Source organism: Nocardiopsis sp. TRM 82005 (assembly GCF_056312425.1).
In genome coordinates this window covers 54,909-81,029 of the sequence record NZ_JBWDTQ010000016.1, presented here as the reverse complement: position 1 = coordinate 81,029, position 26,121 = coordinate 54,909, and the positions used below count along the sequence as shown (strand labels likewise).

The following is a 26,121-nucleotide window of genomic DNA, read 5'->3' as shown; positions in this document are numbered from 1 at the left end:
ACGCCTCCGGGGTCCGCGCTTGTCCGACACGGTCGTGTCGGGACCTGGTCCTCACCCGGGGCACCCCACCGCGGAAGGAGGGTTGCCGGCCAGCAAGCCGGGGCTTGACGCTGGCACTCGTGACCTGCGAGGCAGGTTAACACAGCCGCCCCGCGAAGAACAGCGCACGTCCCGTGCGGCCCGAACCACCGCCCCGCTTGACAGCCGCGAACGCGGTGGGGACATACTTGTCCCTGCCTGCCCTCACGCCGCGGGTGTCCGGTTCCCCCCGGCCGCCCTCCAGGCGCGAGACTCCAGAGCGTCGGAGTTTTCGCGTGCCCGCGAGCGAGAGGTGTGTATGTCGTACGGCGACGAACGTATCCAGCAGGTCTTCCGCAATCCCAGGGTCGTCCTGGTCTCCGGCTACGCCCGCCTTCCCGACACGGTGGCGAGCCATTCCCAGTACCAGCGCCTCGGCGTCGTCCTCGCCGTGGACACCGCGGACGGCCGCATCGTCGCCGCGGACACCACCCTGCTCACCGACCTGGCCAAGGACTTCTTCCGCGCCCTGGTCGAGGGCTCGTCGGTGACAGAGGACATCGCCGAACTCGTGCAGCGGGTACAAACTCGGTACGCGGGCCAGTCCGGTGCCGCGCTGACCACCGCCCTGCGCCGGTGCCTGGAGACCTACGGCCAACTGCGGGAGGGCGACCAGCTCCCCGGCGGCCCCGACGGCAAGGAGTGAGCAGTTCCGTGACCGACACACGTTCTGAGCCTGAGTCCGGCTCCACCGCACCGCTACCGCTGGCGGGGGTGCGCGTCACCGATCTGTCCCGGGTACTGGCGGGCCCGTACGCCACCATGCTGCTCGCGGACATGGGCGCCGAGGTGGTCAAGGTGGAACAGCCCGGGCGCGGTGACGACACCCGCTCCTGGGGGCCGCCATGGGCCGGGGCCACGGCGGCCCCGGACAGCGGGCACAGTCCCGGTGAGGCGGCCTACTTCCTGTCGGTGAACCGCAACAAGCGCAGCATGGCCGTGGACCTGAAGGACCCCGAGGGCCTGGCCGCCGTACAGGAGCTGTGCGCGGCCTCCGACGTGGTGATCCAGAACTTCCGGCCGGGGGTGATCGACCGGCTCGGGCTCGGCTACGAGGCGGTCAGCGCCCGCAACCCGGCCGTCGTGTACTGCTCGGTGAGCGGGTTCGGGCCCGAGCACGAGCCGAGCACACGCCCCGGCTTCGACATCGTGGTGCAGGCCGAGAGCGGCCTGATGGCCACCACCGGTCCGGCCGAGGGGCCGGCGAGCAAGGTGGGCGTGGCCCTGACCGACGTGCTCACGGGGCTGAACGCGGCCGTGGGCGTCCTCGGCGCGCTCATGCGGGCCCGCGTGACCGGCAGGGGCGAGAACATCAGCGTGTCGCTGATCAACTCCACCCTGTCCGGTCTGGTCAACCTCACCCAGCAGGCGCTGGTGACGGGGACCGAACCCGCCCGGGTCGGCAACGCGCACACCACGATCGTGCCCTACCAGACCTTCCCCGCCGCGGACGCGGAGATCGTCGTCGCCGCCGGGAACGACGCCCTGTACCAGCGGCTGTGCGCGGCCCTGGGCCGCCCCGACCTGGGCGGGGATCCCCGGTACGCCACCAATCCGGGGCGGGTGGCGCACCGTGGTGAGCTGGTCGCGGAGCTGTCGGCGACCCTGCGCACCCAGCCCGCCGACCACTGGATGGCGGTGCTGGTGGAGGCCGGGGTCCCGGTGGGGCGGGTCCGCGGGGTACTGGACGCCCTGCGCACCGCCGACGCCAGCGGCGACGACGTCCTGCGCACCGTGGAGCACCCCACCGCCGGGCTGCTCGAACAGGTCCGCGCGGGGTTTCGGCTGGAGGACACCCCGCCGCCGCTCACCGCACCGCCGCTGCTGGGCCAGCACTCCCGGCAGATCCTCGCCGAGTTGGGCGTGGACGAGTCGAGCGTGGACGAGATGGTCAAGCGCGGCGCCGTTCAGCAGTCCGATCCCGCCTGATCCGCGACCGTCCGCACGACCGCGCGTCCGAGAACCCGGATCCGCTTCCCAGTCCGGCCGCATGAGCCGACCGCATCACGAAGGGAACACCCACAAGAAAGGTAAGGACACCATGACCGATTCCCGTAAGCCCGCCGCCCCGGACCCGAGCGACTTCATGTCCGTGGACGCCGAGCTGTCCGACACCGAACGCGACGTCCGCGACGCCGTGCGCGGCTTCGCGGCCCGCGAGCTGCTGCCGAACGTGGCCGACTGGTTCGACGCGGGCACCCTGCCCGATCCGCGCGGGCTGGCCAAGGCCTTCGGCGACCTAGGGGTGCTGGGTATGCACCTGGAGGGGTACGGCTGCGGCGGCTCCAGCGCGGTCGCCTACGGCCTGGCCTGCCGCGAGCTGGAGGCGGTCGACTCGGGCCTGCGCAGCTTCGTGTCGGTACAGGGTTCGCTGGCGATGGCCGCCATCCACAAGTACGGCTCCGAGGAACAGAAGAACGAGTGGCTGCCGAGGATGGCCGCCGGTGAGGCGATCGGCTGCTTCGGCCTGACCGAGCCCGACTCCGGCTCCGACCCCGGTTCCATGCGCACCCGCGCCCGCAAGGACGGGTCGGACTGGGTGCTCAACGGCACCAAGATGTGGATCACCAACGGCTCGGTGGCCGACGTCGCGGTGGTGTGGGCCGGCACCGACGAGGGGGTACGCGGATTCGTGGTGCCCGCTGGCACCCCCGGGTTCTCGGCCAACGTCATCCACAGGAAGCTGTCGCTGCGCGCGTCCATCACCTCCGAGCTCGTGCTGGAGGACGTGCGGCTGCCCGCCGACGCGCTGCTGCCCCTGTCCCGAGGTCTGGGCTCTCCACTGTCGTGTCTGAACGAGGCCCGCTACGGCATCGTGTGGGGCGCGGCCGGTGCCGCCCGCGCCTGCTATGAGGCGGCGCTGGAGTACGCGCTGAGCCGCGAGCAGTTCGGTCGGCCCATCGCCGGGTTCCAGCTCACCCAGCGCAAGCTCGCCGACATGGTGGTGGACGTCAACCACGCCAACATGACGGCGCTGCGGATCGGTCGGCTGAAGGACGGGGGCGACTGCCACCACAACCATGTGAGCTTCGGCAAGTTCTCGTGTGTGGCCGCCGCCCAGAGGGTGGCCGGCGCCGCACGCTCGGTGCACGGCGCCAACGGCATCACACTGGAGTACCCGGTGATGCGGCACATGGTGAACCTGGAGACGGTCGCCACGTACGAGGGCACCGAGGAGATCCACGCGCTCAGCATCGGCCAGTCGGTGACGGGGATCCCCGCGTTCCGCTAGGCCCGGTGCGAAAGGCCGGGGGGCGGAGGCGGGCGCGTTTCCACTCCCCGGTGTCATCGGCCGCGCGCAACCACCAGAATGGGGAGCATCCGAGCGAGGGAGTTGCCGAGATGGGGAACGAGCCGACGAAGCGGTTCGAGATGACGCGGCTACGGCGGACGGCCAACGCCTGCGTCAGCGGCTTCGTCAAGTACGGGGTGTGCCTGCCCGAGTTGCACCTGCTCACCACACGTGGGCGCAAGACGGGCTTCCTGCGCACCATCCCGCTCAGTGTGCTGGACAGCGACCGCGGCCGGTTCCTGGTCGCCCCCTACGGGGAGGTCGACTGGGTCCGCAACCTGCGCAAGGACGGCTTCGCGACGCTGCGCCAGGGAGGCTGGATCGAATTGGTCAGCGTGCGCGAACTGGACGCCGAGGAAGCCGCCCCGTTGCTGAGGGAGTATCTGAACCACCCACGGGCCGCCATGGTGGGGCTGTACTTCGAGACGCCGCCGGACGCCCCGGACGAGGCGTTCGCCGCCGAGGCCGACCGCCACCCGGTCTTCGAGATCGTGCGTTCGACCACGGTCCGTATCTGACCGGAGGGTCCGCGAGGACCCCGGGCGCCCTGGGTGCCCGGGGTCCTCGCCCGTCCGGGCCCTCGGGCCGCCCCGCGAGCAGGAGTCGTGGCCGCCCTCAGTTGCGTACGCGGTAGACGTCGTAGACGCCGTCCACGCTCCGCACCGCGCGCAGCACGCTGCCCAGGTGGGCGGGATCGGCCATCTCGAAGGTGAAGCGGCTCTGCGCCACCCGGTCGCGGCTGGTCTGGACGGTCGCGGACAGGATGTTGACGTGCTGGTCCGACAGCACCCGGGTGATGTCGGACAGCAGCCGGGACCGGTCCAGGGCCTCCACGTGCAGCGCTACCAGGAACATGGAGTCCTCAGTGGGCGACCAGTCCACCTTCACCATGCGTTCGGTGTCCAGGGTCGCGGTGTTCACGCAGTCCTTGCGGTGCACCGACACTCCGTTGCCCCGTGTCACGAAGCCGACGATCTCGTCCCCCGGCACGGGCGTACAACACTTGGACAGGCGCGCCCACACGTCGGCGTCGCCCTCCACGACCACGCCCGGGTTTCCGGACTGCTGCTGGCGGATCGCCGCCTTGGTCGGCAGGGACGACTCGGCGATGTCCTCGGTGCGGCTCTCCAGCCCGCCCATCGAGTCGACGAGCTTGCCCACCACGTGCTGCGCGCTGACCTGGCGCTCGCCCACGGCCGCGTACAGCGAGTCCACGTCCGGATAGCGCAGGTCGCGGGCCAGGGCGATGATCGTCTCGCCGCTGAACAGGCGCTTGACCGGCAGCTCCTGCTTGCGCATGACCTTGGCGATCTCGTCCTTGCCCTGGTCTATGGCGGCCTCGCGGCGCTCCTTGGTGAACCAGTGGCGGATCTTGTTGCGGGCACGTGCGCTCTTGACGAAGTTCAGCCAGTCCCGGCTGGGCCCGGCGTCGGGTGTCTTGGAGGTGAGGACCTCCACCGTCTCGCCGTTGTGCAGCTCGTTCTCCAGCGGCACCAGCCGACCGTTGATACGGGCGCCCACGGTGCGGTGACCGACCTCGGTGTGCACCGCGTACGCGAAGTCGACGGCGGTGGAGCCCTGCGGCAGGGAGATGACGTCGCCGCCCGGGGTGAAGACGAACACCTCCTGCACCGACAGGTCGAAGCGCAGCGACTCCAGGAACTCGCCGGGGTCCTTGGTCTCCTGCTGCCAGTCGATGAGCTGGCGCAGCCATTGCATGTCGGAGCTGCCCTTGGGCTTCTCGCCCCCGCTACCGCGGTCCTCCTTGTACTTCCAGTGCGCGGCGATGCCGTACTCGGCGCGCCGGTGCATCGCCCGGGTGCGGATCTGTAGCTCGACCGGGTTGCCGGAGGGCCCTATGACCGTCGTGTGCAGCGACTGGTACATGTTGAACTTGGGCATCGCGATGTAGTCCTTGAACCGCCCCGGCACCGGGTTCCATCGCGCGTGGATGGTCCCCAGGGCCGCGTAGCAGTCGCGGACGCTGTCCACCAGTACCCGTACGGCGATGAGGTCGTAGATCTCGTCGAAGCCGCAGTTGCGGGCGATCATCTTCTGGTAGATCGAGTAGTAGTGCTTGGGGCGCCCGCGCACGGTGGCCTTGAGCTTGGACTCGCGCAGATCCGCCGAGACCGCCTCGATGACCTCCTGGAGGTAGACGTCGCGGCGCGGAGCGCGCTCCGACACCAGGCGGGCGATCTCGTCGAAGCGCTTGGGGTAGAGGGTGGCGAACGCCAGGTCCTCCAGCTCCCACTTGATGGTGTTCATGCCCAGCCGGTGGGCGAGCGGGGCGAAGATCTCGAGGGTTTCGCGGGCCTTCTTCTCTCGTTTGGCCTTGGAGGGGAGATAGCGCAGGGTGCGCATGTTGTGCAGGCGGTCGCACAGCTTGATGACCAGCACCCGGATGTCGCGCGCCATGGCCACGACCATCTTGCGGACCGTCTCGGCCTGGGTGGCCTCGCCGTACTTGACCTTGTCGAGCTTGGTGACGCCGTCGACCAGCTCGGTGATCTCGTCGCCGAAGTCGGCGCGCAGCTCCGCCAGGGAGTAATCGGTGTCCTCGACCGTGTCGTGCAGCAGGGCGGCGGCCAGGGTGGCCTCCTGCATGCCCAGCTCGGCGAGGATCGTGGCGACCGCGAGCGGGTGGGTGATGTAGGGGTCGCCGCTCTTGCGCTTCTGGTCACGGTGGTGGTGGGCGGCGACCTCGTAGGCGCGCTCGATCAGCCGCACGTCCACCTTCGGATGGGTGGCACGCACTGTCTTGATCAGTGGTTCGAGCACCGGGTTCATCGTTACTCCCCGCTGGGCGCCGAGTCGGGCGAGCCTTCTGCGTACTCGCACCGTGGAGGGCGTGGTGGAGGGGGACGGCTGCCGCGTGGCTCCCGCTCCAGAGACGTCGGAGGGCGCCGCTTCGTCCGCGGCGCCCTCCGGGCGGTCTCCCCGTGGTCTTGTGGTGGCGTCCGGCACACCGGTGCCGTCCGCTTGCCCTCCTGGCATGGTCGGCCTCGGCTCACCTGGGGCGTTCTGCCGCGTTTCGCTCGCCGCTACCGCCCCGGTCGAAACCACTTCGCTTGGCATGCCTACCTCCCGCGGGTCCGCCCGGGTCGCGCGGGCGCCATCGGCGCCGCCCGGCTCCACCGGTGCACGTGCGTGTCATCAGGGCCAGTCGTGACGTGACCGCCGCGGTACCTCTCCCACCAGTCTAGTGGGACCGTCCCCGCGGACACGGGAATGGTCCGAGCCTCCCGCTTCCGACACATTGCCGGGTGTGACACAGACCACCAGGGGCGACACCCCCGGTGATGGAGTACATCAACGATGACGAACCGTCGCGCATTCCCCCACGGGAAGGGCACCGGTCACGGCGCGGGTCGGCGGGGTCAGACCGAGAGGAGGGTGTGCAGCTCCACGTCGGGCATCTTCTCGCGCCCTCGGAGCGCGGAGAGCTCCATCAGCACGGAGAATCCCACGACCGTACCACCCGCCTTGCCGACCAGGTCCACCGCGGCTTTGCCGGTGCCGCCGGTGGCGAGGACGTCGTCAACGATCAGCACACGGCTGCCCGGGGTGACGGCGTCGGCGTGAATCTCGACGGTCGCGGTGCCGTACTCCAGATCATAGGCCTGGTCGATGGTCTTCGCGGGCAGTTTCCCGGCTTTGCGCGCGGGAACGAAGCCGGATCCCAGTGCCATGGCGACCGGGGCCCCGAAGATGAACCCCCGCGCCTCCAGGCCGATCACGTGGTCCACCCCGACGCCGCGGAAGGGCTCGGCGAGGCCGTCCACCGCGGCGGCGAAGGCCTCCCGGTGGTTGAGCAGCGGCGTAATGTCCTTGAACAGAATGCCGGCGTGCGGGAAGTCTGGGATATCGCGAATGTGCGCCTGGATGAGCTCCGGGCTCGGGACGGCGTCCGCGGTCGCGGTGTCGTCGGGCATGTGCGGTGGGACCTTCTACTGGATTGTGGGCTGTCCGGGGTTCCGGACTGCTGGGGCTGCGAACCGCTGGAGCCGCAGGAGTTACGGATCGGAGCGCTGAGCCGTCGGCTTCCTGCCGCACACAGCGGTACCGGCCCCCGGTCGGGGGCCGGTACCGAAGTCTGTCGGGCCGCGGCAGCCGTACGGCGCTGCTCCCCCGTCGCGTGGCGGGGCACCGTCCGGCGGACGGGTGAGCAGGGAGTGTTCCGTGGAAGCTTTCGTCCGCATCGACACGACCTGCCCCTGGGCTCCTAGCCCTTGGGCTTGTCGTCGTCGCCGAAGTCGGGGCGGTCCTCCACCGGCGTGTCATCGGCGGCCGGGGTGACGACCTCGCCGATACCGGCCTTGAGCATGCGGATGCGGGTGCCGGGCGCGATCTCCAGCACGGCGTCCTGCTCGTGGATCTCGACGACGGTGGCGAAGATGCCGGCCTTGGTCATCACCTCGACACCGGGGGCCAAGGCTTTCTGCATCTGCGTCTCCTGCTGGCGGCGCTTCTGGTTCGGGCGCCAGAACAGCAGCCAGAACACCAGAAGGATCAGCAGGAACGGGAACAGCATACCGAGGAGTCCGCCCGTGGGCTCTCCTTCGGCTGCGAGGTGGTAAAGGCCCTGCACGGGGGCGTCCTTCCTGACGTTTCGTCGTGTGGCCGACGGCTGCCGGCTCGGACACCGCCACGGCCACCTTCTTCGCGTCGGTCCGGACCGTGCGGTCCGAACCGTACCCGGCACGTACAACGCGCTGGAGAGCGGACTCGTTCCGCCGGTGTCGAACGACACGCACGGAGCCTTGCCCCGTATCGGCTGGTTCGTCCCAGCTTACGTGGCGTCGGTCACCGATATCCCACCGGCTGAGATCGGAGTGTTAACGGTTCAGCCCCGGTTTCCACGCGTGCCACCCATTGTGCCCGCGCTGACGCCTCGTGTCAGCGTTCCCGGTCAGGGGCTTGCGGTGCCGCCGGTCTCGGAGCCACCCACGGGAGGGGGACCGCCGTTGGCCGCCCCCGCACCGTTGGCGGCCGCCGCGCCGAAGGCCGCGTCCGGCGGGGGTGTGAGCCCCATGTGCGCCCAGGCCTGCGGGGTGGCCACCCGCCCGCGCGGGGTGCGGGCCAGGAAGCCGGACCTGACCAGGAAGGGCTCGGCGACGACCTCCACGGTCTCGGCCTCCTCCCCCACCGAGACCGCCAGCGTGGACAGTCCGACCGGGCCGCCGCGGAAGCGGTTCATCAGTACATCGAGGATGGCCCGGTCCAGCCTGTCCAGGCCCAGCCTGTCCACCTCGTACAGCTCAAGCGCGGCACGGGCGGTGGACAGCGACAACCTGCCGTCACCGCGCACCTCGGCGTAGTCGCGCACCCGGCGCAGCAGCCGGTTGGCGATCCGGGGCGTGCCGCGCGAGCGCCCGGCGATCTCCCGGGCGGCGTCCTCCGCCAGGGGCGCGCCGAGCAGACCGGCCGAGCGGTGCAGGATCAGTTCCAGCTCCGCGGGGGTGTAGAAGTCCATGTGCGCGGTGAACCCGAAGCGGTCGCGCAGGGGGGCGGGGAGCATGCCCGCCCGGGTGGTGGCCCCGACCAGGGTGAACGGGGCGATCTCCAGAGGGATCGCGGTGGCGCCGGGACCCTTGCCGACCATGACGTCGACCCGGAAGTCCTCCATCGCGACGTAGAGCATCTCCTCGGCGGGACGGGCCATCCGGTGGATCTCGTCCAGGAAGAGCACCTCGCCCTCCCGAAGGCTGGAGAGCACCGCGGCCAGGTCGCCGGAGCGCTCGATGGCCGGACCGGAGGTGATGCGCAGCGGAGCACCGATCTCGGCGGCGATGATCATGGCCAGGGTGGTCTTGCCCAGGCCCGGACCGCCGGACATCAGGATGTGGTCGGGCGCCCGGTTGCGCCGTTGGGCGCTGTGCAGCACCAGGGAGAGCTGTTCGCGCACGCGCTCCTGGCCGACGAACTCGTCCAGGACGCGGGGGCGCAGCGCGCTCTCCACCTGGTGGTCGTCCATGCTGGCGTCGGGCGAGACCGCCTCGCGCTCGTAGGCGGGGTCCTCCTCCGGGGCGGACCCGCGGAGGGGTTCGGCAGGTTCCTCGTGGGAGTGGTACACGGGTACTCCTTTCCCCTAGGGAGTGCTCTCGGATGCTTTCGTCTCTGCCGGCGTAGCCGACACTCCACGAGCACGAAACGTTCCAAGAACGACCTAGGCGCGGCTGAGACTGCGCAGGGCGCTGCGCAGCAGGACGGCGACGTCGTCGGTCTCCTTGGCCTCGGCGGCCACGGCCGAGGCCGCGGCTTCGGCGTCCTTGGCCGACCAGCCCAAGCTGGTCAGGCCGGAGACGACCTGGCCGCGCCAGGCTCCGTTGGACTCGCCCCCGGGCGCCTCGGCCTCGGTGCCGGGGAGGGTGCCGTCGGTGAGCACGGGTGCGTCGAGCTTGCCGCGCAGTTCCAGGACGATGCGCTGGGCGCCCTTCTTGCCGATACCGGGCACGCGGGTGAGAGCGGCGGTGTCCTCGGTGGACACGGCGTGGCGCAGGCTGGAAGGGCTGTGGACGGCGAGCATGGCCAGGGCCAGGCGAGGACCGACGCCCGAAGCGGTCTGCAACTGATCGAACAGGTGCTTCTCGTCGTCGTCGGCGAACCCGAACAGGGTCAGGGAGTCCTCTCGGACGACGAGGCTGGTGGCGACGGTACCGGTCTCGCCCACGTGCAGGCGGGACAGCGCGGAGGGGGTGCACTGCACTGTCATGCCGACCCCGCCGACGTCGATCACGGCGCTGCTCGCGCCACGTGCGGCCACCCGGCCGGTGAGGAACGCGATCATCTCGTGTGGGCACCGGGGACGGTGCCCTTCTCCTTCCTGGGGGCGAGGGATTACCGGCCGCGGGTACGGCGGGCCAGTTCCACCTTGCGGGCGAAATCCTGTTGGGCCTGGGCGACGCGGGTCTGGGCCCCGCCTCGCCAGATGTGGCAGATGGCCAGGGCGACGGCGTCAGCGGCGTCGACGGGCCTGGGAGGTCCGTCGAGTCCGAGGATACGCGCCACCATGGAGCCGACCTGCGCCTTGTCGGCGCGGCCGTTGCCGGTGATGGCGGCTTTGGCCTCGCTGGGAGTGTGCATGGCCACGGGCAGACCACGGCGGGCCGCGCAGACCAGGGCGATGCCGCTCGCCTGAGCGGTGCCCATGACGGTGCTGAGGTTGTGCTGGGCGAAGACGCGCTCGACCGCGACGGCGTCGGGCCGGTAGTGGTCCAGCCACTCATCGATCCCGCGCTCGATGCCCACCAGCCGCTGGGGCAGGTCGGTGTCGGCGCTGGTGCGAACGGCGTCGGCGCCGAGCAGGGTGAGCGGTCGGCCGATGGAGCCCTCGACGGCACCGATACCGCACCGGGTCAGTCCCGGGTCGATCCCCAACACGCGCACGCGTTTCACCCTCATCTTATCGAACGCCAGTTCGCACCATGCTAGCGGTGGGCACCGACCCTCGGCGTCGGACCGATCAGGTGTGTCCGTGAACGGTCGACCGGTGGCCGGCGCGGTCCGGAGAACACGATCCGCCTGCCCCCAGCCTTCCACCTTCGGCGGTGCCCTGGGGACAGTACCGTTCTCGGGCCCCGACGCGGGGCAGGGCCGCACCATCCCTCCTCCTTGGTCGATGAGCACAAACAGGGGAAAGCTCTTTGTCTGTTTTCAACAAGCCCTGCTTTGGAGTCGTCAAGCAGACTGGTGGCTGGAAGCACGGATATCCGAGGGGGGAGACGCGGGAATGGCGGACACGGGGCTCGACGGCCGCACACGGAAGGTGCTGGTCGTGGGGGCTGGGATCGTCGGGCTCTCGACGGCGTGGTTCCTCCAGGAGCACGACGTACACGTCACCGTGGTCGACCGGGACGACGTCGGCTCGGGTTCGTCCTGGGGCAACGCCGGGTGGCTCTCCCCCGCGCTGGCCCTGCCCCTGAACGAACCCGGGGTCCTGCGCTACGGCATCCGTTCCCTCCTGGACCCCGCCGCCCCGCTGTCGGTTCCGGCCACCCTCGACCCCGAGCTGTGGCTGTTCCTCGCCCGTTTCGCCGCCCACTGCCGGTGGGGCGCGTGGGACCGGGCCATGCGTGCCAACCTGCCGCTGAACACCGCGTGCCTGGACGCGTTCGACCTCCTGGCCAAGGGCGGTGTGCACACGACCATGGTGGACGCACCCATCACCGCGCTCTTCCGCTCACCGGGCGCGGCGACCGGTCTGCTGCGGGAGCTGCGACGCGTCACCCGCTCCGGCCTGCACGTGGACTACAGCGCACTCACAGGTGACCAGGTGCGCGAGGCGCTGCCCCAGGCCTCCGAGCGCATCGGTGCGGCCGTGCGTCTGGACGGACAGCGCTACGTCGACCCGGGCACGCTGGTCAGGAACCTGGCCCGGTCCGTGCTCGAACGCGGCGGGGAGATCCGCGGCGGGTTCGAGGCCGTCGACGTCCGCGCCGGCGGCGGCACGGTCATCACGACCTCCTCCGAGGACGAGCCGCTGCCCGCGGACGCCGTCGTGGTGTCCAACGGCGCCTGGTTCGACGGGCTCGCCCGTGCCCACGGTGTGCGCACCCAGGTCCGCGCGGGCCGGGGCTACTCCTTCACCGTCCCCGCCCGTGAATCCGTGCCCGGCCCGGTCTACCTCCCCGAGGCCCGGGTGGCGTGCACGCCCTACCAGGGGGCCCTGAGGGTGGCGGGAACGATGGAGTTCCGCCGTCCCGGCTCGGTCCTGGACCACCGGCGCGTCGAGGCCGTGACCGCCTCCGCCCGCTCCTACCTGTCGGGTGTGGAGTGGGACGGCCGCACCGACGAGTGGGTCGGTCCCCGTCCGGTCACCCCCGACGGTGTGCCCCTGGTCGGGGCGACCCGTGCGCCCGGCGTGTACATGGCTGGCGGGCATGGCATGTGGGGGCTCACCCACGGACCGGTCACCGGGCGGCTGCTCGCCGAGCAGATCGCCACCGGGGAGCGCCCCGAGGAGCTGCGCGCCCTCGATCCCCTGCGCTGAGGGGAAACGCTGATCGGGCGCTTAGCGTACGAGGCGGGCCCGGGCCCCGGTGCTCACCCCTTGGAGGAGTGGATGAGGCTGGTGGAACGACACTGTCGGACGGGAGCGTTGCCGGGGATGCTCCGGGGCGAGGAGTCCAGCGGCTGGCACGGGGTTCCCGTGACCGTGGCGACGTGCTCCCACGACCGCGTCTCCTCCCCGCGCTCCTGGGGCCGCGGTTGTCCCGGTGGCGTCGTGTCTCGCTGGAGGAGTCCGCGAACGCGCACTAGGTTGAGCGCGTGGCTTCTCTTACCGATCCCCGCGTCCGCGACTTCCTTCTCCAGGGCACCCGCACCGGCATGCTCGCCTACACCGCCTCGGACGGGCGGCCACTGGCGGTACCGGTGTGGTTCACCGTCGAGGACGGCGAAATCGTCTTCAACACCGGGAGCGGCACCGCGAAGGGCCGCTCCATCGCCCGCGATCCACGCGTGACGCTCACCGTCGACCTGCCGGAGCCGCCCTACGCCTTCGTCCAGGTCCAGGGTGAGGCCAGCGTCTCCGAGGACCCCGACGAGCTGGTGCGCACCGCTACCGAGATCGCCCATCGCTACGTGGGCGCGGAGCAGGCCGAGGAGTTCGGGCAGCGCAACGGCGGACCCGGAGAGCTCACGGTCCGTGTGCGGCCGACCAAAGTGATCGCCGCCTTCGACATGCTCGACTGACCTCGGGGCACTCCGGCCCGTGTACCGGCGCACAGGCCGGACCGATCGGGGCGCGGCCCGCCGCGGCCTCGCGGACCCCGTCGTGACGGTCTCCGATGTCCGCGCGCACCCGTCCCACCACAGGACGCACCATCTCCCTCGAGTATCGAGAAAAACGCCTACGTCCGCATTAACCGAATAAGAGAAACACTTCTGCAGTGGAAAGGGCACACCTTTTTGTCCTTCATGCCGGACCATGAGCACATAGCCTGAACCGTAAGAACCGATATCACGTTCTCAGGTGAATCCATGATCCGCCAGAATCCGGATGAAGCACAGCGACCAGGCTCTTCCGTCCCCCACCCTTCCCCCAGGCACTCGAAGGTGTTCTCCGCGGCCCGCGAGCGGATCACCGGTGAGATCGACGTGACACTGAGGATGGTCGATCCTGATCAGGCCGCTCTCCTCATCGACGAACTGCTCGCTGCCCGGCGCATCGCCACACTGGATGCCGGACGCTCCAAACTCGCGGTGGACTCCTCCGCGATGCGCCTGACGCACATGGGCTTCCAGGCCTACGTCGCCCAGGCCGTGACCACACCGGCGATGGGACCCGGCGACCTGCTCGTAGCGGTTCTGGAGCCACCCCTCAGTCACCAGCATCGCCCGCAACGCCTCCGCCGCCGGATGCCGGGTGGCGTCGGTCACCAGCGACCCCCGGTCCGAACTCGCCGCGATCAGCGGCACCGTCGTCGGCCTCACCGAGTACGGCACCAACCGCAGTCCCCGCCCCTCGACGCAGTTCATCGGAACCCTCTTCGAACAGAGCGCCTATCTCTTCTTCGACTGTGTCGTCATCGCCCTGGAATCCTCCGGCACAGCGACACAGGAGGGAATGCTCCGGCGCCACACCAACCTGGAATAGCAGTACTTCCTCGGGGAACCTCGTGATCGAGAGAACACCGGACCGTGAAACGACCGGAACGGGCCCACTGCCGCCCCTGGTGACCGGGACGAACTCCAAAACGCCTCGGCCGCGCCTCCCTGGAGAGGCGGGCCGCCGGGGCACGGTCGGACGCCGAGCTCATCGCCCGCACCGGCTTCTTCGCGCTGCTGCCCGCCGCCCTCGTGGAGCCCGCCGGAAGGATCCTGGACGGTACGGGGGTCACCGTCGGCGCACAGGACTGCTGGAGGGACGAACGCCCGCCCACCGGGGGAAACCGCCGCGAGCCTGCTCGCCGAGCTCGGCTGCTCCTATGTCATGGTCGGGCACTGTGAACGGCGCCGCCTGGGCGAGGACGACACCGTTACCGCGGACAAGGCGCTGGCCGCGGCCTCGGCCGGGATGACACCCGTCCTGTGCGTCGGCGAGGACGTGCCCATGCCGGTTGACCGGGCCGCCTCGGTAGCGAGAGCCCAGCTCTCCGCCGTGCTCGGCCGGCTTCCCGACACCGCGCCCCTGGTGGTGTACGGGCCCGCATGGACCGTCGGCGCCCCGTCCCCCGCCCCGGTCAGCCAGGTACGGTCAACTTGACCCGGTCCCGGCAGTGGCACCGCGCAGCTGTTCCCCGCCCCGGCGGCGAGAGGCCAGGGGTCCGCGACAGCGACCACGGCAGTCGAAACGGCCGTGTCCCCTGTGCTGACCGGGCCGGCTACATGCCGCCCCGTCGCCGGATGGCCGAGAGGTCCTCGCTGATGCGGAAGACGACGATGAGCAGCTCCAGGGTGACACGGGACAGCAGCACGGCGATCGCACCGCCGATCAGGCTGCCGAAGAGCGAGAGGATCCCGACCATCGGGGCGAAGCCCATCATCCCGACCGAGCTGATCACTCCGGAGAGCGTGAAGAGCCCGATGAGGACCAGCCAGAGGACGAAGAGGACCTTGATGATCCTGGAGGTGACGAACTCGCGGAAGGAGAAGTCGAACAGCGCCCCGAAGAACCCCGTCCCCGCGCCGGGGTTCGCCTGCGGGACGCCCGGAACGGGTTGGGAGGGCGGAGCACCGGCGCCGCCGTAGGCCTGGTAGCCCGATCCGCCGGGAGGCGTCCCCTGGGGAGCTCCCGGATACTGCGGCTGCTGCGGGTACTGCGGCTGCTGCCCGTAGGGCTGCGAGGGGTCGTGGGGGTGTTCCGGAGGAGTACTCATGTGCCTGGTCCTCAGTACCTGTCGAAGATGGGGAACCGTCGCGCACGGGACGCGGGTGCCGCGCACGACACCGCACACTGTACTCTCACCGCGCCGAACACCTGTCGAGTCCGCAGAAGGCCCTGACAGCGCAAACGCCTGTGGCCGCGGCCCGGCAGGGGCGCGGCCACAGGCGTCGGGTCCCGGGGATCAGCCGATCTCGGCCATGACCTCGTCGGGGATGTTGGCGTTGGTGTAGACGTTCTGCACGTCGTCGGAGTCCTCCAACGCGTCCACCACCCGCATCACCTTCTTGGCCGCGTCGGCGTCGACCGGGATCTCCATGGTCGGCAGGAAGCTGGACTCCGCGGAGTCGTAGTCGATCCCGGCCTCCTGGAGCGCGGTGCGCACCTGCACGAGGTCGGTGGCCTCGCACACGATCTGGAAGGACTCACCCAGGTCCTCGACCTCCTCGGCACCGGCCTCCAGTACCGCCAGGGTCACGTCGTCCTCGGTGGTGCCCTCCTTGGACACGATCACGACGCCCTTGCGGTTGAACAGGTAGGACACCGAACCGGCGTCGGCCATGTTGCCGCCGTTGCGGTTCACGGCCACGCGCACCTCGGAGGTGGCACGGTTGCGGTTGTCGGTCAGACACTCCACCAGCAACGCCACGCCGCCGGCCGCGTAACCCTCGTACATGATGGTCTGCCACTCGGCACCGCCGGCCTCTTCGCCGGAGCCGCGCTTGCGGGCGCGCTCGATGTTGTCGAGCGGCACCGAGCTCTTCTTCGCCTTCTGGATGGCGTCGTAGAGCGTCGGGTTCCCGTCGGGGTCCCCGCCACCGGTACGCGCGGCCACCTCGATGTTCTTGATCAGCTTGGCGAAGAGCTTGCCGCGCTTGGCATCGATGACGGCTTTCTTGTGCTTGGTGGTGGCCCACTTCGAGTGGCCGCTCATGAGTGTCCTTTCACGATGTCGACGAAAAGGCGGTGGACGCGCGTGTCGCCGGTCAGTTCGGGATGGAAGGACGTGGCCATCAGGCCGCCCTGTCGTACGGCGACGATCCTACCGGCCTCATCAGGGCCCGGAATTTCGCCGAGCACGGTGACTTCGGGCCCCACCGACTCCACCCAGGGGGCGCGGATGAACACCGCGTCGAAGGGGTCGCCCTCCAAACCGTCGATGGGCACGGCTGCCTCGAACGATTCGGTCTGACGTCCGAACGCGTTGCGGCGCACGGACATGTCGATCCCGCCGACGGTCTGCTGGTCGGCGGTCCCGCCCAGAACCCGGTCGGCGAGCATGATCATCCCGGCACACGTGCCGTAGACGGGCATCCCCGCCGCGATCCGCTTGCGCAGCGGCTCCAGCAGGCCGTACCGGACGGCCAGCTTGGACATGGTGGTGGACTCCCCGCCGGGGATGACCAGTCCGTCCAGGGTGTCGAACTGGTCGGGGGAGAGCACCTTGACGGTGTGCGCGTCCAGGGTGTCGAGGACGCGCAGGTGTTCGGCGACATCGCCTTGGAGGGCGAGAACGCCGATGGTGGGTCTTACGGTCAAGAACGGCCTCACTCGTTTGGCTCGCGTACTTGCACGGCGGGGGTGGAGCCGTCCGGCCCCGCCCCCGTGGACCGCGGCCATCCGCTGGTCGGCACCGGTGGATGCGCCTCCCGGGCGTGGGCGGGCGCGCCGATGGTATCGGCTACCAGCCGCGACCGGCGTAGCGCTGGGAGTCGGACAGGTCGTCCAGGTTGATGCCGACCATGGCCTCGCCCAGGCCGCGGGACACGCGCGCGATCACGGCGGGGTCCTCGTAGTGCAGGGTGGCCTGCACGATGGCGTCGGCACGCTTGGCCGGGTCGTCGGACTTGAAGATGCCCGAGCCCACGAACACGCTCTCGGCGCCGAGCTGGCGCATGAGCGCGGCGTCGGCCGGGGTGGCCACGCCTCCGGCGGAGAACAGCGGAACCGGGAGCTTGCCCAGCGCCGCGACCTCCTTGACGATCTCGACCGGGGCGCTCAGCTCCTTGGCGGCGCCGAACAGTTCGGCCCCGTCCAACGTGCCCAGGCGCTTGATCTCGGCGCGGATGGACCGCATGTGGCGGGTGGCCTCGACGACGTTTCCGGTCCCGGCCTCGCCCTTGGAGCGGATCATGGCCGCGCCCTCGGCGATGCGGCGCAGCGCCTCGCCCAGGTTGGTCGCACCGCACACGAACGGGACGGTGAACGCCCACTTGTCGATGTGGTGGGCCTCGTCGGCGGGCGTGAGGACCTCGGACTCGTCGACGAAGTCGACACCGAGCGACTCCAGGACCTGTGCCTCGACGAAGTGGCCGATGCGGACCTTGGCCATGACGGGGATGGACACGGCCTCGACGATGCCGTCGATCATGTCCGGGTCCGACATGCGGGCGACGCCGCCGTCCTTGCGGATGTCGGCCGGGACGCGCTCCAGGGCCATGACCGCGACGGCACCGGCGTCCTCGGCGATCTTGGCCTGCTCGGGCGTGACGACGTCCATGATGACGCCGTTCTTGAGCTGCTCGGCCATGCCGCGCTTGACACGCTCGGTACCGACGGCGTTGTCAGAGGTGTTCGATGCGTTGTTGGCCACGGTTGTGGACTCCCGTTGTCTTGGTTCTGCTGAGGGTTGAGGTTCCCGAGCGGCGCCGCGTCCTCCCGGCTGTGCCGGGGCCTGCGGGCGGCGCCACGGTCGCGGGCAGCGGGGTCGGCGGCCTCACGCGGAGATACGCGGACACCGTCGGCGCCGCGCACCCTGGTCGACCAGCCTCCCATCCTACTTCCACCCCCTTTCGGGGGTTTTGGCCAGATCGGCGTTTTCGAGGGTCCTTCCCTTACAGGGTGTCGGGCCCAACCGGTAGGAGGGGGATGCGCGGCGGCTGGTCGTCGATCTCGAAGAAGTCCGGCAGCGGCGCCGTGCCCGCCAACCGGAACGCCCGCACAAGTCTGGAGCGGCGGGCGCGGTGGGTGTCGGAAACGGCCCCGTTGTAGAACGTGCGGGCCATGTGGACACCCTTGGCGGCTGCCTCCACCTCGGCTAGCTGGGGTCTCAACGATTCCCAACGCTCAGTGGTCCCCTGGGATTCCAGGTAGGCGCGCAGCACGCGGGAGAGCGTGCTCTCGGCCAGGTCGCGCTGGCCCTCCCCCGCCTCGCGTGCGGCCACGGCCGCCCCGGACAGCTCGCCGAACCCATCGGTGTCGGCCGCGGCCAGAGCGAGCGCGGCGGCGCGGCGCCGGAGCAGGGCGGCCTCAAGGCCGGCGCGGGCGGTGTCGACGCGGTGGTGCAGGCGGTGCAGGCGGGTGGCCCGCCACGACAGGTAGAACCCGAACAGCACCAACGCCACAAGGGCCCCGACGACCGCGGTGGCGAAGAGGACGTCCTCAGTCAGGACAGCTCACCCCGCTCGGGCAGAGGGGCACGAGGGACGCGCCGGGGCCGGAGCCATCGGGGACGGACTTCCCGAAACGGGCCGCTCCGGAGACGGAAGCACCCGGAACGCGTGCGTGTCCGGGCGTGCTGACGACGGTGGTCACGGCGTCCCCCGGTGCAGCAGTGCGGTGGCGCTGGGCCCGGTGTCCAGACGCACCCCCTCGGGGCGGCCGCGCCCCGCCCCGTCCCACATCAGGACGGTCCGGTAGACGTGGGCGACGTCGGCGGCGACCGTCTCCCAGTCGTAGGAGCGCACCGCACGGCGCGCGGCCAGGGACAGCTCGGCGCGCCGCTCGGGGGCGTCCAGCAGTGTCCCGGCGCGCTCGGCCAGGTGGGCGGGGTCGCCCGCGGTGAACAGCTCTCCGGCGGTACCGCCGGCCAAGACCGCGGAGAAGGCCGGGATATCGCTGGCCACGATGGCCGCACCGGCCGCCATCGCCTCGGTCAGGACGATGCCGAAGCTCTCCCCGCCCAGGTTGGGCGCGCAGAACACGTCGGCGGAGTGGTAGGCGCGCACCTTGTCCGAGTCGTCCAGGCGGCCCAGCAGCACGACTCGTTCGCGCAGGTGCTCGGGGACGGCGGCCATGGCCGCGGAGGGATCTCCGGGACCGGCCACCACCAGGCGCAGGGACGGACGTGCCGGCGCCATCAGCGCGAAGGCCTCCAGCAGGACTCCCAGGCCCTTACGGGGCTCGTCCAGGCGCCCCAGGAAGCCGATCGAGCCGCCTTCGCCCGGCCACCCGGGCAGGGGCTCGGCCCGGGCGAACCTGCGCGCCGCCACCCCGTTGGGGATGAGCACGGCGTCCCCGCCGAGGTGCTCGACCAGGGTGCGCCGCGCCGCCTCGGACACGGCGATGCGCCCGTTGATCTTCTCCATCGCCGAGCGCAGTGCCGGGGAGCTGACCGCCATCGCCCGCGAACGCGGGTTGGCGGTGTGGAAGGTGGCCACCAACGGCCCGTCGGCCGCCCAACACGCCAGCAGCGAGACGCTCGGTGAGGAGGGCTCATGGATGTGCAGAACGTCGAACCCGCCCTCGGAGATCCACCGGCGCACCCGCGAGGCGGCCCTGGGCCCGAAACTGAGTCTGGCCACCGAACCGTTGTAGGGCACCGGTACCGGCTTCCCCGCGGGGACCAGGTAGTGGGGCAGACGGCTCCCGTCGGCGTCGCCCACCGGCGCCAGGACCGACACCTCGTGGCCCATGCCGATGAGCGCCTCGGCGAGGTCGCCGACGTGCTGCTGCACCCCGCCGGGGACGTCCCAGGCGTAGGGGCAGACCAGACCGACACGCATGGACGCGGTCACCCGTTCCGTTCGTTCCGTTCGAGGGTCCCCGTCCCGCCGGCCCCTGGGGCCCCGGGTGCCGGGGCCGTCCCCGCCCGCCCGCGCGAGACGCGGTCGTGTTCGTGGTCGGTGCTGAACACAGGCTGGAGCATGTGCCAGTCCTCGGGGTGTTCGGAGATCGCTCCCTCGAAGACGCGAACCAGATCCTGGGTGGTGTCCTGAACGCGTTCGGAACGGGTGGCGCCCTCGGCGACGGGGATCTCGTCGTGGATGCGGATGTTCCAGTACGGGCCGTCGTACCAGAGCGAGACCGGCATCAGGGCGGCGCCGGTGTTCAGGGCCAGGGCGGCGGGTCCGGAGGGTACTCTCGCGCTCTCACCGAAGAACTCCACCTCCAGGCCGGTGCCGTTGACGTCGCGGTCGGCGAGCAGGCACACCAGTCCGCCCCCGCGCAGTCGCCGGGCCAGGGTGCCCACGGTGCTGGAGCCGCCCCCGGTCAACGGCAACACCTCCATGCCCAGGGACTCCCGGTAGGCGGTGAAGCGCTGGAACAGGCTCTCGGGGCGCAGCCGCTGGGCGACGGTGGTCAGGGGGATGCCGTTGAGGGTGATCCAGGCACCGGCATGGTCCCAGTTGCCCATGTGCGGCAGGGCGGCGACCACGCCGCGGCCGGAGCGGATGTGCTTCTCCAGCGCCTCGATCCCGGTGACGCGGGTGCGGCCGAGGATGTATCCCTCACCCATCGCGGGGAGACGGAACATCTCGTAGTAGTAGCGCATATAGGAACGCATACCCATACGCGACAACGCACGCAGCTGGGCGTCGGTGGATTCGGGGCCGAGCAGGCGCCGCAGGTTGCGTTCCAGGCCGCGTGTCCCGCCGTCGTGGGCGCGCCAGGAGCGGTCGGCCAGGCGTTGGAACACAGCACGCCCCACGCTCTCCGGAGCGCGGCGGATCATCGCCCATCCCGCCGAGTAGGCCAGATCGGCCATGCGTTCGTCCACGTCGTCTCCCCCGTCGTCCCTGTCGTGGTCAGGCCCCGCCGCTGGTGTCACCGGTTCCGGTGGCATCGTCGGCGAGACCGGGGTCGTTGAGTCGGGCGCGGGTCTCCACCAGGCGTTGCAGGACGGTGAGCAGGCTCATCCCGGCGAGCAGCCACAGGCCCCCGGCGAGGACGTAGGGCACGCCCAGCTCGCTGAGGCCGACGGCGATCAGGATGATCACCAGGCGTTCGGTGCGCTCCGCGACGCCGACGTCGCAGTTGACCCCCAGGCCCTCGGCTCGTGCCTTGATGTAGGACACCATGAAGCCGCTGATGAGGCAGAAGAGGGTGAGGCCGGCGAGCAGGGGGTCGTCGCCCTCCCCGACGAACCACCACATGAGCCCGGCGAGGATGGAGGCGTCAGCCACCCGGTCGAGGCTGGAGTCGAGAAAGGCGCCGAACGAGCTGGCGCTGTCGTTGGCTCTGGCCACGGCGCCGTCGAGCATGTCGAAGAGCGCGAAGACGGTGATGACCACCGAGCCCGCGTACAGCTGGCCGCGCGGATAGAAGTACAGGGCGCTGACGACGACGCCGGTGGCGCCAACGATGGTGACTATGTTCGGTGTGAGTCCGATGCGGGCCAGGCTCCGGCCGAGCGGATCGGTGACCCGGGAGGTCATGGGGCGAAGGATTCTCAGCATGTCTTCTTGGGATCGTAGGGCGGGAACGGTCGCGGGGGTGGGAACCGCACCGGTGGGGTGGTGCGCCGTCGGGACGGAGCGGGGGTGGTGTCGGACTTCGGCTGTTTCCGGCCCGGGTCCCTCAGTCTCTGGGCCAGTGCTCGGCCAGCTTGGCCCGGGTCTGCTCCAACATCTCGGGCAGCACCTTGGTCTGGCCGACGACGGGCATGAAGTTGGTGTCGCCGCCCCAGCGGGGAACGATGTGCTGGTGCAGGTGCGCGGCGATCCCCGCACCCGCCACGGTACCGAGGTTCATGCCGACGTTGAATCCCTGCGGCCGGTAGGCGTCGGTCAGCGCGCGGATGCCCGCCTGGGTGAGCTCGGCCACTCCGGCGGTCTCCTTCTCGTCCAGGGAGGTGTAGTCCGCGACGTGGCGGTAGGGACATACCAGCAGGTGGCCGCTGTTGTAGGGGTAGAGGTTGAGGACCGCGTAGGCCGCCCTGCCCCGGGCGACCACGAGGCCCTCGGGGTCGGACAGCCCCGGTGCCCGGCAGAAGGGGCATCCGTCCTCGGGACGGGAGCCGGTGGGCTTGTTCTCACCCTTGATGTAGGCCATGCGGTGCGGTGTCCACAGCCGCTCCCAGGCATCGGGGCTGCCGGTCCCCGCGCCGGGAGGGTCTTCGGGACCGTTTCCGTGCTCGTTGTCGGCACCGCTCATGGCTCGTCCGTTTCCGTCGCCTGTCCGTACTCTCTCGCGTCACCAAGCATAGAAGCGCGGAGGGGAGGGCGCACCGCGGTCGGCGCGCCTGTGGACGACCCCGCATGGACCGCTCACCGACCGGGGCGCCCCGGTTTCCGAGCGTGCGCCTCCGATCGGCGCGGTGGGAACGGCCGGGGCGTGCGTCTCCGCCCGGAGTGGCGATCCGGCCTCCTCGCTCCGCTGCGCGCGGGGCTTCCCACGCACTCGGGACCTCGGCCCGGGACACCCGGACGACGCCTCGGGCGGTTACAGGCCCAGCAGGGTGCGCAGGTGGCGCGGGGGCGGCGCCCCGTGGGCGAGCATCGCGTCGTGCCGTTCGCGCTCGCTGAGCTCGGGGCGTGCGGCCGCGAGGTCGCGGGCGATGTCGGACATCTCCGCGTATCCCACGTAGTAGGTCGAGAGCTGGGCGCTGGTGAGCTGGGCCCGGCGCCACTTGCCCACCGCCTCGCCCTCCTCCTGGTGGCCGCGCTGGGTGAGCAGGGTGATCGCCTCGGACTCGGTGAGGTCCCCGGTGTGCAGGCGCACGTCCAGGATCGCGTTGAGGATCATCCGCAGGCGCATCTTGAGCTGCACCAGGCGCAGTACCAGGTTCTCCCGGGGATCCTCCGACCAGCCCCGCCCCGCCAGCAGCTCCTCCGCGTAGACCGCCCAGCCCTCGATGAACGTGCCGCTCCACAGGGCGTTTCCGACTCGGGTGCCGCCGGTGTGGCGGGCCGCGTGGGCCAGTTGCAGGGCGTGCCCCGGCACGGCCTCGTGGACCATGAGGTTGCGCAGCATGCCCGCGTTGTACTCGCGGAAGAACGACGCCTTGCGCTCGGCCGACCAGTCGGCGGGCGGTGGGGAGACGGCGATCAGGGTCGGCTGCTCCCCGGCCCCGGCCCCGGCATCGAGCGGAGAGGGGGTGACCGCGCCGGAGGCGTCCGTTGAGGGTGGTGCGGGGAGACGGGCGGGCGGTTCGCAGTAGGCCACGGAGATTCCACGGCGGGACTCGGGCATCGGGACGATCCGCACCGGGTCGTCGTGGACCGTCACCATGTCGAGCTCACGCACCCGCTCGTTCAGGTGCCGTAGCGCGTCGGCACAGGCGGGGCGGACGGTGTCGGCGTCGGTGGCGTTCTCGTCAGCGATCGCGGAGAGCACCTCGGCCACCTGCCCCAGCCGGCGCGGCGTGCCCTGGTACTCGGCGGCGGCCTCGGCGATCGCCTCCTCGGTGGCGAGCAGATCGCTCTCGGCACGGACCAGGAGCGCCTCGGGTGAGAGCTCGGAGTCGAGTGTGTACCACAGCTGGGCGGCGAACTCGCGCTCACCCAGGCGGGGGTCGGCGGTGGCGCCCGCCAGCTGACCGCGCAACCAGGCCGCGTAGTCCTCCACGGCGGCCAGGGCGGCCTCGCGGGCCGGTTCCACCTCGGAGGCCGCGGACGGCTCTCTGGCGGCCAGCGCGGGCACGTCGGAGATGAGCATGTCGCGGGCCCCGTCGGCCTGCGCCAGGGCCGTCTCGACGTGCACCCGGGGCATGCCGGGCCCCTCGGACAGGCGCGAGCGCGCGGTGGCGAGGTAGTCGGGCAGCGCGGCACAGCGCGCGGCGAGCGCCGAGAGGCGTTCGGGAAGGGGGAGGGCGTCGCGTTCCAGAAGGGTGTGGAGGGCCTCACCGGGCGAGTGCAGGAGCGGGTCCCACGTGTGCGGCCGCAGTTCGGCGGTATGCCACAGGTCGGCGCTGACACGGGTGCGCAGCACCTCGAGATCGACCAGGTCGCCCTCGGGGACCAGGTCGCCGTCGATCTCGTCCAGGGAACCGAGGGCGTCGGTGAGTACGGAGACACGGCGCGCGTCGGCATCGGCGGAGTGGTCGGACAGGCGACCGGCGCCCCGGGTGTCGCCCAGGTCCAGCGCCCACTCCGGAGAGTCCTCGAGCAGGGCGTCGAGCACGCGCTCGGCCACCTCGCGGAACCGTCGGGTCATCGCCTCTGAGTCGGACTGGGAGGAAGAGCTCATGACGCCATGATGCCAGCACGGACGCCCGGTTCCCGACTCGCGGGAACCGGGCCGTGCTCTGTGCGGGACCCCGGCCCTGATGGCCCTCCTAGCGCCAGGAGTTCTGGCCGCCCGTGGATGTGGGCTGTCCGGCGGCGCCCTCGGGGTCCCCCACCGTGATGGCGTGCTCGACGAGGGTGATGAGCGTCGACTTGGTGGAGGCACGGTCGCGAGCGTCCACCTGGACGATCGGGATCTCGGGACTGAGTGTCAGAGCGTCCCGGACCTCGTCCGCGGCGTGGGGGTAGTAGCCGTCGAAGCCGTTGATCGCCACGATGAAGGGCAGACGCGCCTCCTCGAAGTAGTCGATCGCCGGGAAGCAGTCCGCCAGGCGGCGGGTGTCCACCAGCACGACGGCACCGATGGCGCCTTTGACCAGGTCGTCCCACATGAACCAGAACCGGTGCTGTCCGGGGGTGCCGAACAGGTACAGGATCAGGTCCGAGTCCAGGGAGACACGGCCGAAGTCCATGGCCACGGTGGTGGTCTGTTTGTCCGGCGTCTTGGCGAGGTCGTCCACCCCGACACTGGCGCTGGTCATGACCGCTTCGGTGGTCAGCGGCACGATCTCGGAGACGGAGCCAACGAATGTCGTCTTCCCGACACCGAAGCCCCCAGCGACGACGATCTTGACCGACGTCATCGCGTTCCCCCCAGCACCGCCTTCCTCGGCTGGGCTAGAGCTTGCGAAGTCCACTGAGCACCCTTTCAAGCAGGTTGGTGTTGGGACGGGCGTCGTTGTTGAGCGAGGACCTGATCTGGAGCAGTCCCTGCTCGGACATGTCCGCCACAAGCACCCGCGCTACACCGAGCGGCATCCGCAACAGCGCGGAGACCTCCGCCACGGAACGCCATTCCTGGCACAGGTCGCTGATCGCCTGCCATTCGGGCGTCAGCGTCCCAGACTCGTTTCGGGCCGCCGCGGTGGCCGAGATCAGGGCTTCCAGGGGAAGCTGAGACTTCGGCTTGGTGCGGCCCTTGGTCACCGCGTAGGGGCGGACCAGAGAACTGGGCGCGCTCCCCGCAGCGGGTCGTTGTTCATACGGTTGTTGGATTGGTCGGGGAACATCTCCGCCGCCCGGAACCGCCGGCATTCCCCCCGAGGGGGGACCGCCCGGCTGTTGTCCGAACCACGAGGCGCTCCCGGCATCTCTACTGTGAGGTGCCACCACTTCCTCCTGTCGGTGGTGGATCAGTGGATTCCCGAGGTGCGCGCCGTTGGTGTCAGCGCCCGCCCCGCCCGCTCAACGAGCAGAGTCATCTCGTACGCGACCAGGCCCAGGTCGCTTTCCGCGGCCGCCAGGACCGCGAGGCAGGAGCCGTCGCTGATGGCCATGATGAGCATCAGCCCCCGCTCCATCTCCACGACGGTCTGGGCGACCGCGCCACCTTCGAACACCCGGGCCGCGCCCTGCGTCAGGCTCGACAGGCCGGAGGCGATCGCCGCCAGCTGGTCGGCCCGGTCAGCCGGGAAGCCCGCGGACGAGGCCAGCGGAAGGCCGTCAGAGGAGACGACGATCGCGTGGGCCACATCGGGAACCCGGTCGGCAAAGTCAGTGATCAACCAGTTGAGTTCATTCACCTGTCGACTCATCTGATCTCCTGTCCAAATTCGCCGGCTGATCTGTGGGCACTGCTACCGCCGGCACAGCATGTGACAGCACTGCCTCTACGAGCTGCCCGGCCCCTCCCGCGGGGGTGGCCGGGAGTCTGGTGTTCTGCTCTCGTCAAGCTACGGGTGTGGCGCGTCCGAGAA

27 protein-coding genes, 1 pseudogene and 1 riboswitch are annotated in these 26,121 nt (G+C 70.5%); of the genes and pseudogenes, 8 read left to right on the top strand and 20 right to left on the bottom strand.

Annotated features, from left to right (window positions below):
- Positions 1–10: 10 nt before the first annotated feature.
- Positions 11–125, bottom strand: a riboswitch (SAM riboswitch).
- 212 nt (positions 126–337) lie between these two features.
- The 4 genes from AC0T5L_RS12920 to AC0T5L_RS12905 all read left to right on the top strand — a co-directional run bounded on the left by AC0T5L_RS12920 (position 338) and on the right by AC0T5L_RS12905 (position 3,888).
- A complete protein-coding gene (locus AC0T5L_RS12920) occupies positions 338–724 on the top strand; it encodes a DUF3870 domain-containing protein (RefSeq protein ID WP_476165673.1) in 387 nt (128 codons plus the stop codon).
- An 8-nt stretch (positions 725–732) separates the two neighbouring features.
- Positions 733–2,007 carry a CaiB/BaiF CoA transferase family protein gene (locus AC0T5L_RS12915; RefSeq protein ID WP_476165672.1) on the top strand — a complete coding sequence of 425 codons (1,275 nt, stop codon included), beginning with the start codon at positions 733–735 and terminating at the stop codon, positions 2,005–2,007.
- A 112-nt stretch (positions 2,008–2,119) separates the two neighbouring features.
- Complete coding sequence (locus tag AC0T5L_RS12910) at positions 2,120–3,310, top strand: acyl-CoA dehydrogenase family protein (protein ID WP_476165671.1); 1,191 nt, start codon at positions 2,120–2,122, stop codon at positions 3,308–3,310.
- A gap of 110 nt (positions 3,311–3,420) precedes the next feature.
- Entirely contained in the window at positions 3,421–3,888 is a 468-nt protein-coding gene (locus AC0T5L_RS12905) for a nitroreductase/quinone reductase family protein (RefSeq protein WP_476165670.1), read from the top strand.
- Positions 3,889–3,985: 97 nt separating this feature from the next.
- Here AC0T5L_RS12905 and AC0T5L_RS12900 read toward each other — a convergent pair whose 3' ends face one another.
- From AC0T5L_RS12900 to ruvC, 6 genes are all read right to left on the bottom strand, one after another.
- Positions 3,986–6,160 (bottom strand): RelA/SpoT family protein, encoded by a 2,175-nt coding sequence (locus AC0T5L_RS12900; protein WP_476165669.1) that lies wholly within the window; start codon positions 6,158–6,160, stop codon positions 3,986–3,988.
- A gap of 590 nt (positions 6,161–6,750) precedes the next feature.
- Positions 6,751–7,305, bottom strand: coding sequence for an adenine phosphoribosyltransferase (locus AC0T5L_RS12895; RefSeq protein WP_476165668.1), 555 nt, complete (start codon positions 7,303–7,305; stop codon positions 6,751–6,753).
- Between the two features lie 290 nt (positions 7,306–7,595).
- Positions 7,596–7,961, bottom strand: coding sequence for a preprotein translocase subunit YajC (gene yajC, locus AC0T5L_RS12890; protein WP_476165667.1), 366 nt, complete (start codon positions 7,959–7,961; stop codon positions 7,596–7,598).
- A gap of 321 nt (positions 7,962–8,282) precedes the next feature.
- Complete coding sequence (ruvB, locus tag AC0T5L_RS12885) at positions 8,283–9,347, bottom strand: Holliday junction branch migration DNA helicase RuvB (protein WP_476165813.1); 1,065 nt, start codon at positions 9,345–9,347, stop codon at positions 8,283–8,285.
- A gap of 192 nt (positions 9,348–9,539) precedes the next feature.
- Complete coding sequence (ruvA, locus tag AC0T5L_RS12880) at positions 9,540–10,160, bottom strand: Holliday junction branch migration protein RuvA (protein WP_476165666.1); 621 nt, start codon at positions 10,158–10,160, stop codon at positions 9,540–9,542.
- A 50-nt stretch (positions 10,161–10,210) separates the two neighbouring features.
- The gene (gene ruvC, locus AC0T5L_RS12875; RefSeq protein WP_476165665.1) at positions 10,211–10,759 is read right to left on the bottom strand and encodes a crossover junction endodeoxyribonuclease RuvC; all 549 of its coding nucleotides are present in this window, start codon (positions 10,757–10,759) and stop codon (positions 10,211–10,213) included.
- A gap of 343 nt (positions 10,760–11,102) precedes the next feature.
- Here ruvC and AC0T5L_RS12870 point away from each other — a divergent pair, with 343 nt between their 5' ends.
- Both AC0T5L_RS12870 and AC0T5L_RS12865 read left to right on the top strand, forming a co-directional pair.
- The gene (locus AC0T5L_RS12870) at positions 11,103–12,362 is read left to right on the top strand and encodes an NAD(P)/FAD-dependent oxidoreductase (RefSeq protein ID WP_476165664.1); all 1,260 of its coding nucleotides are present in this window, start codon (positions 11,103–11,105) and stop codon (positions 12,360–12,362) included.
- Between the two features lie 278 nt (positions 12,363–12,640).
- On the top strand, positions 12,641–13,066 hold the full coding sequence (locus tag AC0T5L_RS12865; protein WP_476165663.1) for a PPOX class F420-dependent oxidoreductase: 426 nt from the start codon (positions 12,641–12,643) through the stop codon (positions 13,064–13,066).
- A 276-nt stretch (positions 13,067–13,342) separates the two neighbouring features.
- Here AC0T5L_RS12865 and AC0T5L_RS12860 read toward each other — a convergent pair whose 3' ends face one another.
- Complete coding sequence (locus AC0T5L_RS12860) at positions 13,343–13,753, bottom strand: hypothetical protein (RefSeq protein WP_476165662.1); 411 nt, start codon at positions 13,751–13,753, stop codon at positions 13,343–13,345.
- Here AC0T5L_RS12860 and AC0T5L_RS12855 point away from each other — a divergent pair.
- Both AC0T5L_RS12855 and AC0T5L_RS12850 read left to right on the top strand, forming a co-directional pair.
- On the top strand, positions 13,740–13,970 hold the full coding sequence (locus AC0T5L_RS12855) for a phosphoheptose isomerase family protein (protein ID WP_476165661.1): 231 nt from the start codon (positions 13,740–13,742) through the stop codon (positions 13,968–13,970). The genes AC0T5L_RS12860 and AC0T5L_RS12855 overlap by 14 nt on opposite strands.
- Before the next feature lie 300 nt (positions 13,971–14,270).
- Positions 14,271–14,579, top strand: a pseudogene (locus AC0T5L_RS12850) (triose-phosphate isomerase); the annotation flags it as partial.
- A gap of 118 nt (positions 14,580–14,697) precedes the next feature.
- Here the strand turns inward: AC0T5L_RS12850 and AC0T5L_RS12845 are convergent.
- The 13 genes from AC0T5L_RS12845 to AC0T5L_RS12785 form a co-directional block, all read right to left on the bottom strand.
- A complete protein-coding gene (locus tag AC0T5L_RS12845; protein ID WP_476165660.1) occupies positions 14,698–15,192 on the bottom strand; it encodes a DUF4282 domain-containing protein in 495 nt (164 codons plus the stop codon).
- Positions 15,193–15,381: 189 nt separating this feature from the next.
- Positions 15,382–16,131, bottom strand: coding sequence for a YebC/PmpR family DNA-binding transcriptional regulator (locus tag AC0T5L_RS12840; protein ID WP_476165659.1), 750 nt, complete (start codon positions 16,129–16,131; stop codon positions 15,382–15,384).
- Entirely contained in the window at positions 16,128–16,736 is a 609-nt protein-coding gene (pdxT, locus tag AC0T5L_RS12835) for a pyridoxal 5'-phosphate synthase glutaminase subunit PdxT (protein ID WP_476165658.1), read from the bottom strand. Before pdxT ends, AC0T5L_RS12840 begins: the two co-directional genes overlap by 4 nt.
- Before the next feature lie 142 nt (positions 16,737–16,878).
- Positions 16,879–17,790 carry a pyridoxal 5'-phosphate synthase lyase subunit PdxS gene (gene pdxS / locus AC0T5L_RS12830; protein WP_476165657.1) on the bottom strand — a complete coding sequence of 304 codons (912 nt, stop codon included), beginning with the start codon at positions 17,788–17,790 and terminating at the stop codon, positions 16,879–16,881.
- Positions 17,791–18,031: 241 nt separating this feature from the next.
- Complete coding sequence (locus AC0T5L_RS12825; protein ID WP_476165812.1) at positions 18,032–18,532, bottom strand: hypothetical protein; 501 nt, start codon at positions 18,530–18,532, stop codon at positions 18,032–18,034.
- A gap of 195 nt (positions 18,533–18,727) precedes the next feature.
- Positions 18,728–19,921 (bottom strand): glycosyltransferase family 4 protein, encoded by a 1,194-nt coding sequence (locus AC0T5L_RS12820; protein ID WP_476165811.1) that lies wholly within the window; start codon positions 19,919–19,921, stop codon positions 18,728–18,730.
- Positions 19,922–19,929: 8 nt separating this feature from the next.
- Positions 19,930–20,916: a phosphatidylinositol mannoside acyltransferase gene (locus AC0T5L_RS12815; RefSeq protein WP_476165656.1), complete on the bottom strand. Its 987-nt coding sequence runs from the start codon at positions 20,914–20,916 to the stop codon at positions 19,930–19,932.
- A 28-nt stretch (positions 20,917–20,944) separates the two neighbouring features.
- On the bottom strand, positions 20,945–21,574 hold the full coding sequence (pgsA, locus tag AC0T5L_RS12810; RefSeq protein WP_476165810.1) for a phosphatidylinositol phosphate synthase: 630 nt from the start codon (positions 21,572–21,574) through the stop codon (positions 20,945–20,947).
- A 142-nt stretch (positions 21,575–21,716) separates the two neighbouring features.
- The gene (locus AC0T5L_RS12805; RefSeq protein ID WP_476165655.1) at positions 21,717–22,292 is read right to left on the bottom strand and encodes an HIT family protein; all 576 of its coding nucleotides are present in this window, start codon (positions 22,290–22,292) and stop codon (positions 21,717–21,719) included.
- 288 nt (positions 22,293–22,580) lie between these two features.
- On the bottom strand, positions 22,581–24,326 hold the full coding sequence (locus AC0T5L_RS12800) for a DUF885 domain-containing protein (RefSeq protein WP_476165654.1): 1,746 nt from the start codon (positions 24,324–24,326) through the stop codon (positions 22,581–22,583).
- 88 nt (positions 24,327–24,414) lie between these two features.
- Positions 24,415–25,008: a GTP-binding protein gene (locus tag AC0T5L_RS12795; RefSeq protein WP_017572034.1), complete on the bottom strand. Its 594-nt coding sequence runs from the start codon at positions 25,006–25,008 to the stop codon at positions 24,415–24,417.
- Positions 25,009–25,042: 34 nt separating this feature from the next.
- Positions 25,043–25,459 (bottom strand): DUF742 domain-containing protein, encoded by a 417-nt coding sequence (locus AC0T5L_RS12790; protein WP_476165653.1) that lies wholly within the window; start codon positions 25,457–25,459, stop codon positions 25,043–25,045.
- Between the two features lie 98 nt (positions 25,460–25,557).
- Positions 25,558–25,959, bottom strand: a complete 402-nt coding sequence (locus AC0T5L_RS12785; protein WP_014909276.1) for a roadblock/LC7 domain-containing protein — start codon at positions 25,957–25,959, stop codon at positions 25,558–25,560.
- Positions 25,960–26,121 lie beyond the last annotated feature (162 nt).

Coding starts and splice junctions, on each gene's coding strand:
- AC0T5L_RS12920 (WP_476165673.1), top strand. CDS start 338: ATGTCGTACGGCGACGAACGTATCCAGCAGGTCTTCCGCAATCCCAGG.
- AC0T5L_RS12910 (WP_476165671.1), top strand. CDS start 2,120: ATGACCGATTCCCGTAAGCCCGCCGCCCCGGACCCGAGCGACTTCATG.
- AC0T5L_RS12905 (WP_476165670.1), top strand. CDS start 3,421: ATGGGGAACGAGCCGACGAAGCGGTTCGAGATGACGCGGCTACGGCGG.
- AC0T5L_RS12900 (WP_476165669.1), bottom strand. CDS start 6,160: ATGAACCCGGTGCTCGAACCACTGATCAAGACAGTGCGTGCCACCCAT.
- AC0T5L_RS12895 (WP_476165668.1), bottom strand. CDS start 7,305: ATGCCCGACGACACCGCGACCGCGGACGCCGTCCCGAGCCCGGAGCTC.
- ruvB (WP_476165813.1), bottom strand. CDS start 9,347: ATGGACGACCACCAGGTGGAGAGCGCGCTGCGCCCCCGCGTCCTGGAC.
- ruvA (WP_476165666.1), bottom strand. CDS start 10,160: ATGATCGCGTTCCTCACCGGCCGGGTGGCCGCACGTGGCGCGAGCAGC.
- AC0T5L_RS12870 (WP_476165664.1), top strand. CDS start 11,103: ATGGCGGACACGGGGCTCGACGGCCGCACACGGAAGGTGCTGGTCGTG.
- AC0T5L_RS12845 (WP_476165660.1), bottom strand. CDS start 15,192: ATGAGTACTCCTCCGGAACACCCCCACGACCCCTCGCAGCCCTACGGG.
- AC0T5L_RS12840 (WP_476165659.1), bottom strand. CDS start 16,131: ATGAGCGGCCACTCGAAGTGGGCCACCACCAAGCACAAGAAAGCCGTC.
- AC0T5L_RS12820 (WP_476165811.1), bottom strand. CDS start 19,921: ATGCGTGTCGGTCTGGTCTGCCCCTACGCCTGGGACGTCCCCGGCGGG.
- pgsA (WP_476165810.1), bottom strand. CDS start 21,574: ATGACCTCCCGGGTCACCGATCCGCTCGGCCGGAGCCTGGCCCGCATC.
- AC0T5L_RS12805 (WP_476165655.1), bottom strand. CDS start 22,292: ATGAGCGGTGCCGACAACGAGCACGGAAACGGTCCCGAAGACCCTCCC.
- AC0T5L_RS12800 (WP_476165654.1), bottom strand. CDS start 24,326: ATGAGCTCTTCCTCCCAGTCCGACTCAGAGGCGATGACCCGACGGTTC.
- AC0T5L_RS12795 (WP_017572034.1), bottom strand. CDS start 25,008: ATGACGTCGGTCAAGATCGTCGTCGCTGGGGGCTTCGGTGTCGGGAAG.
- AC0T5L_RS12790 (WP_476165653.1), bottom strand. CDS start 25,459: ATGCCGGCGGTTCCGGGCGGCGGAGATGTTCCCCGACCAATCCAACAA.
- AC0T5L_RS12785 (WP_014909276.1), bottom strand. CDS start 25,959: ATGAGTCGACAGGTGAATGAACTCAACTGGTTGATCACTGACTTTGCC.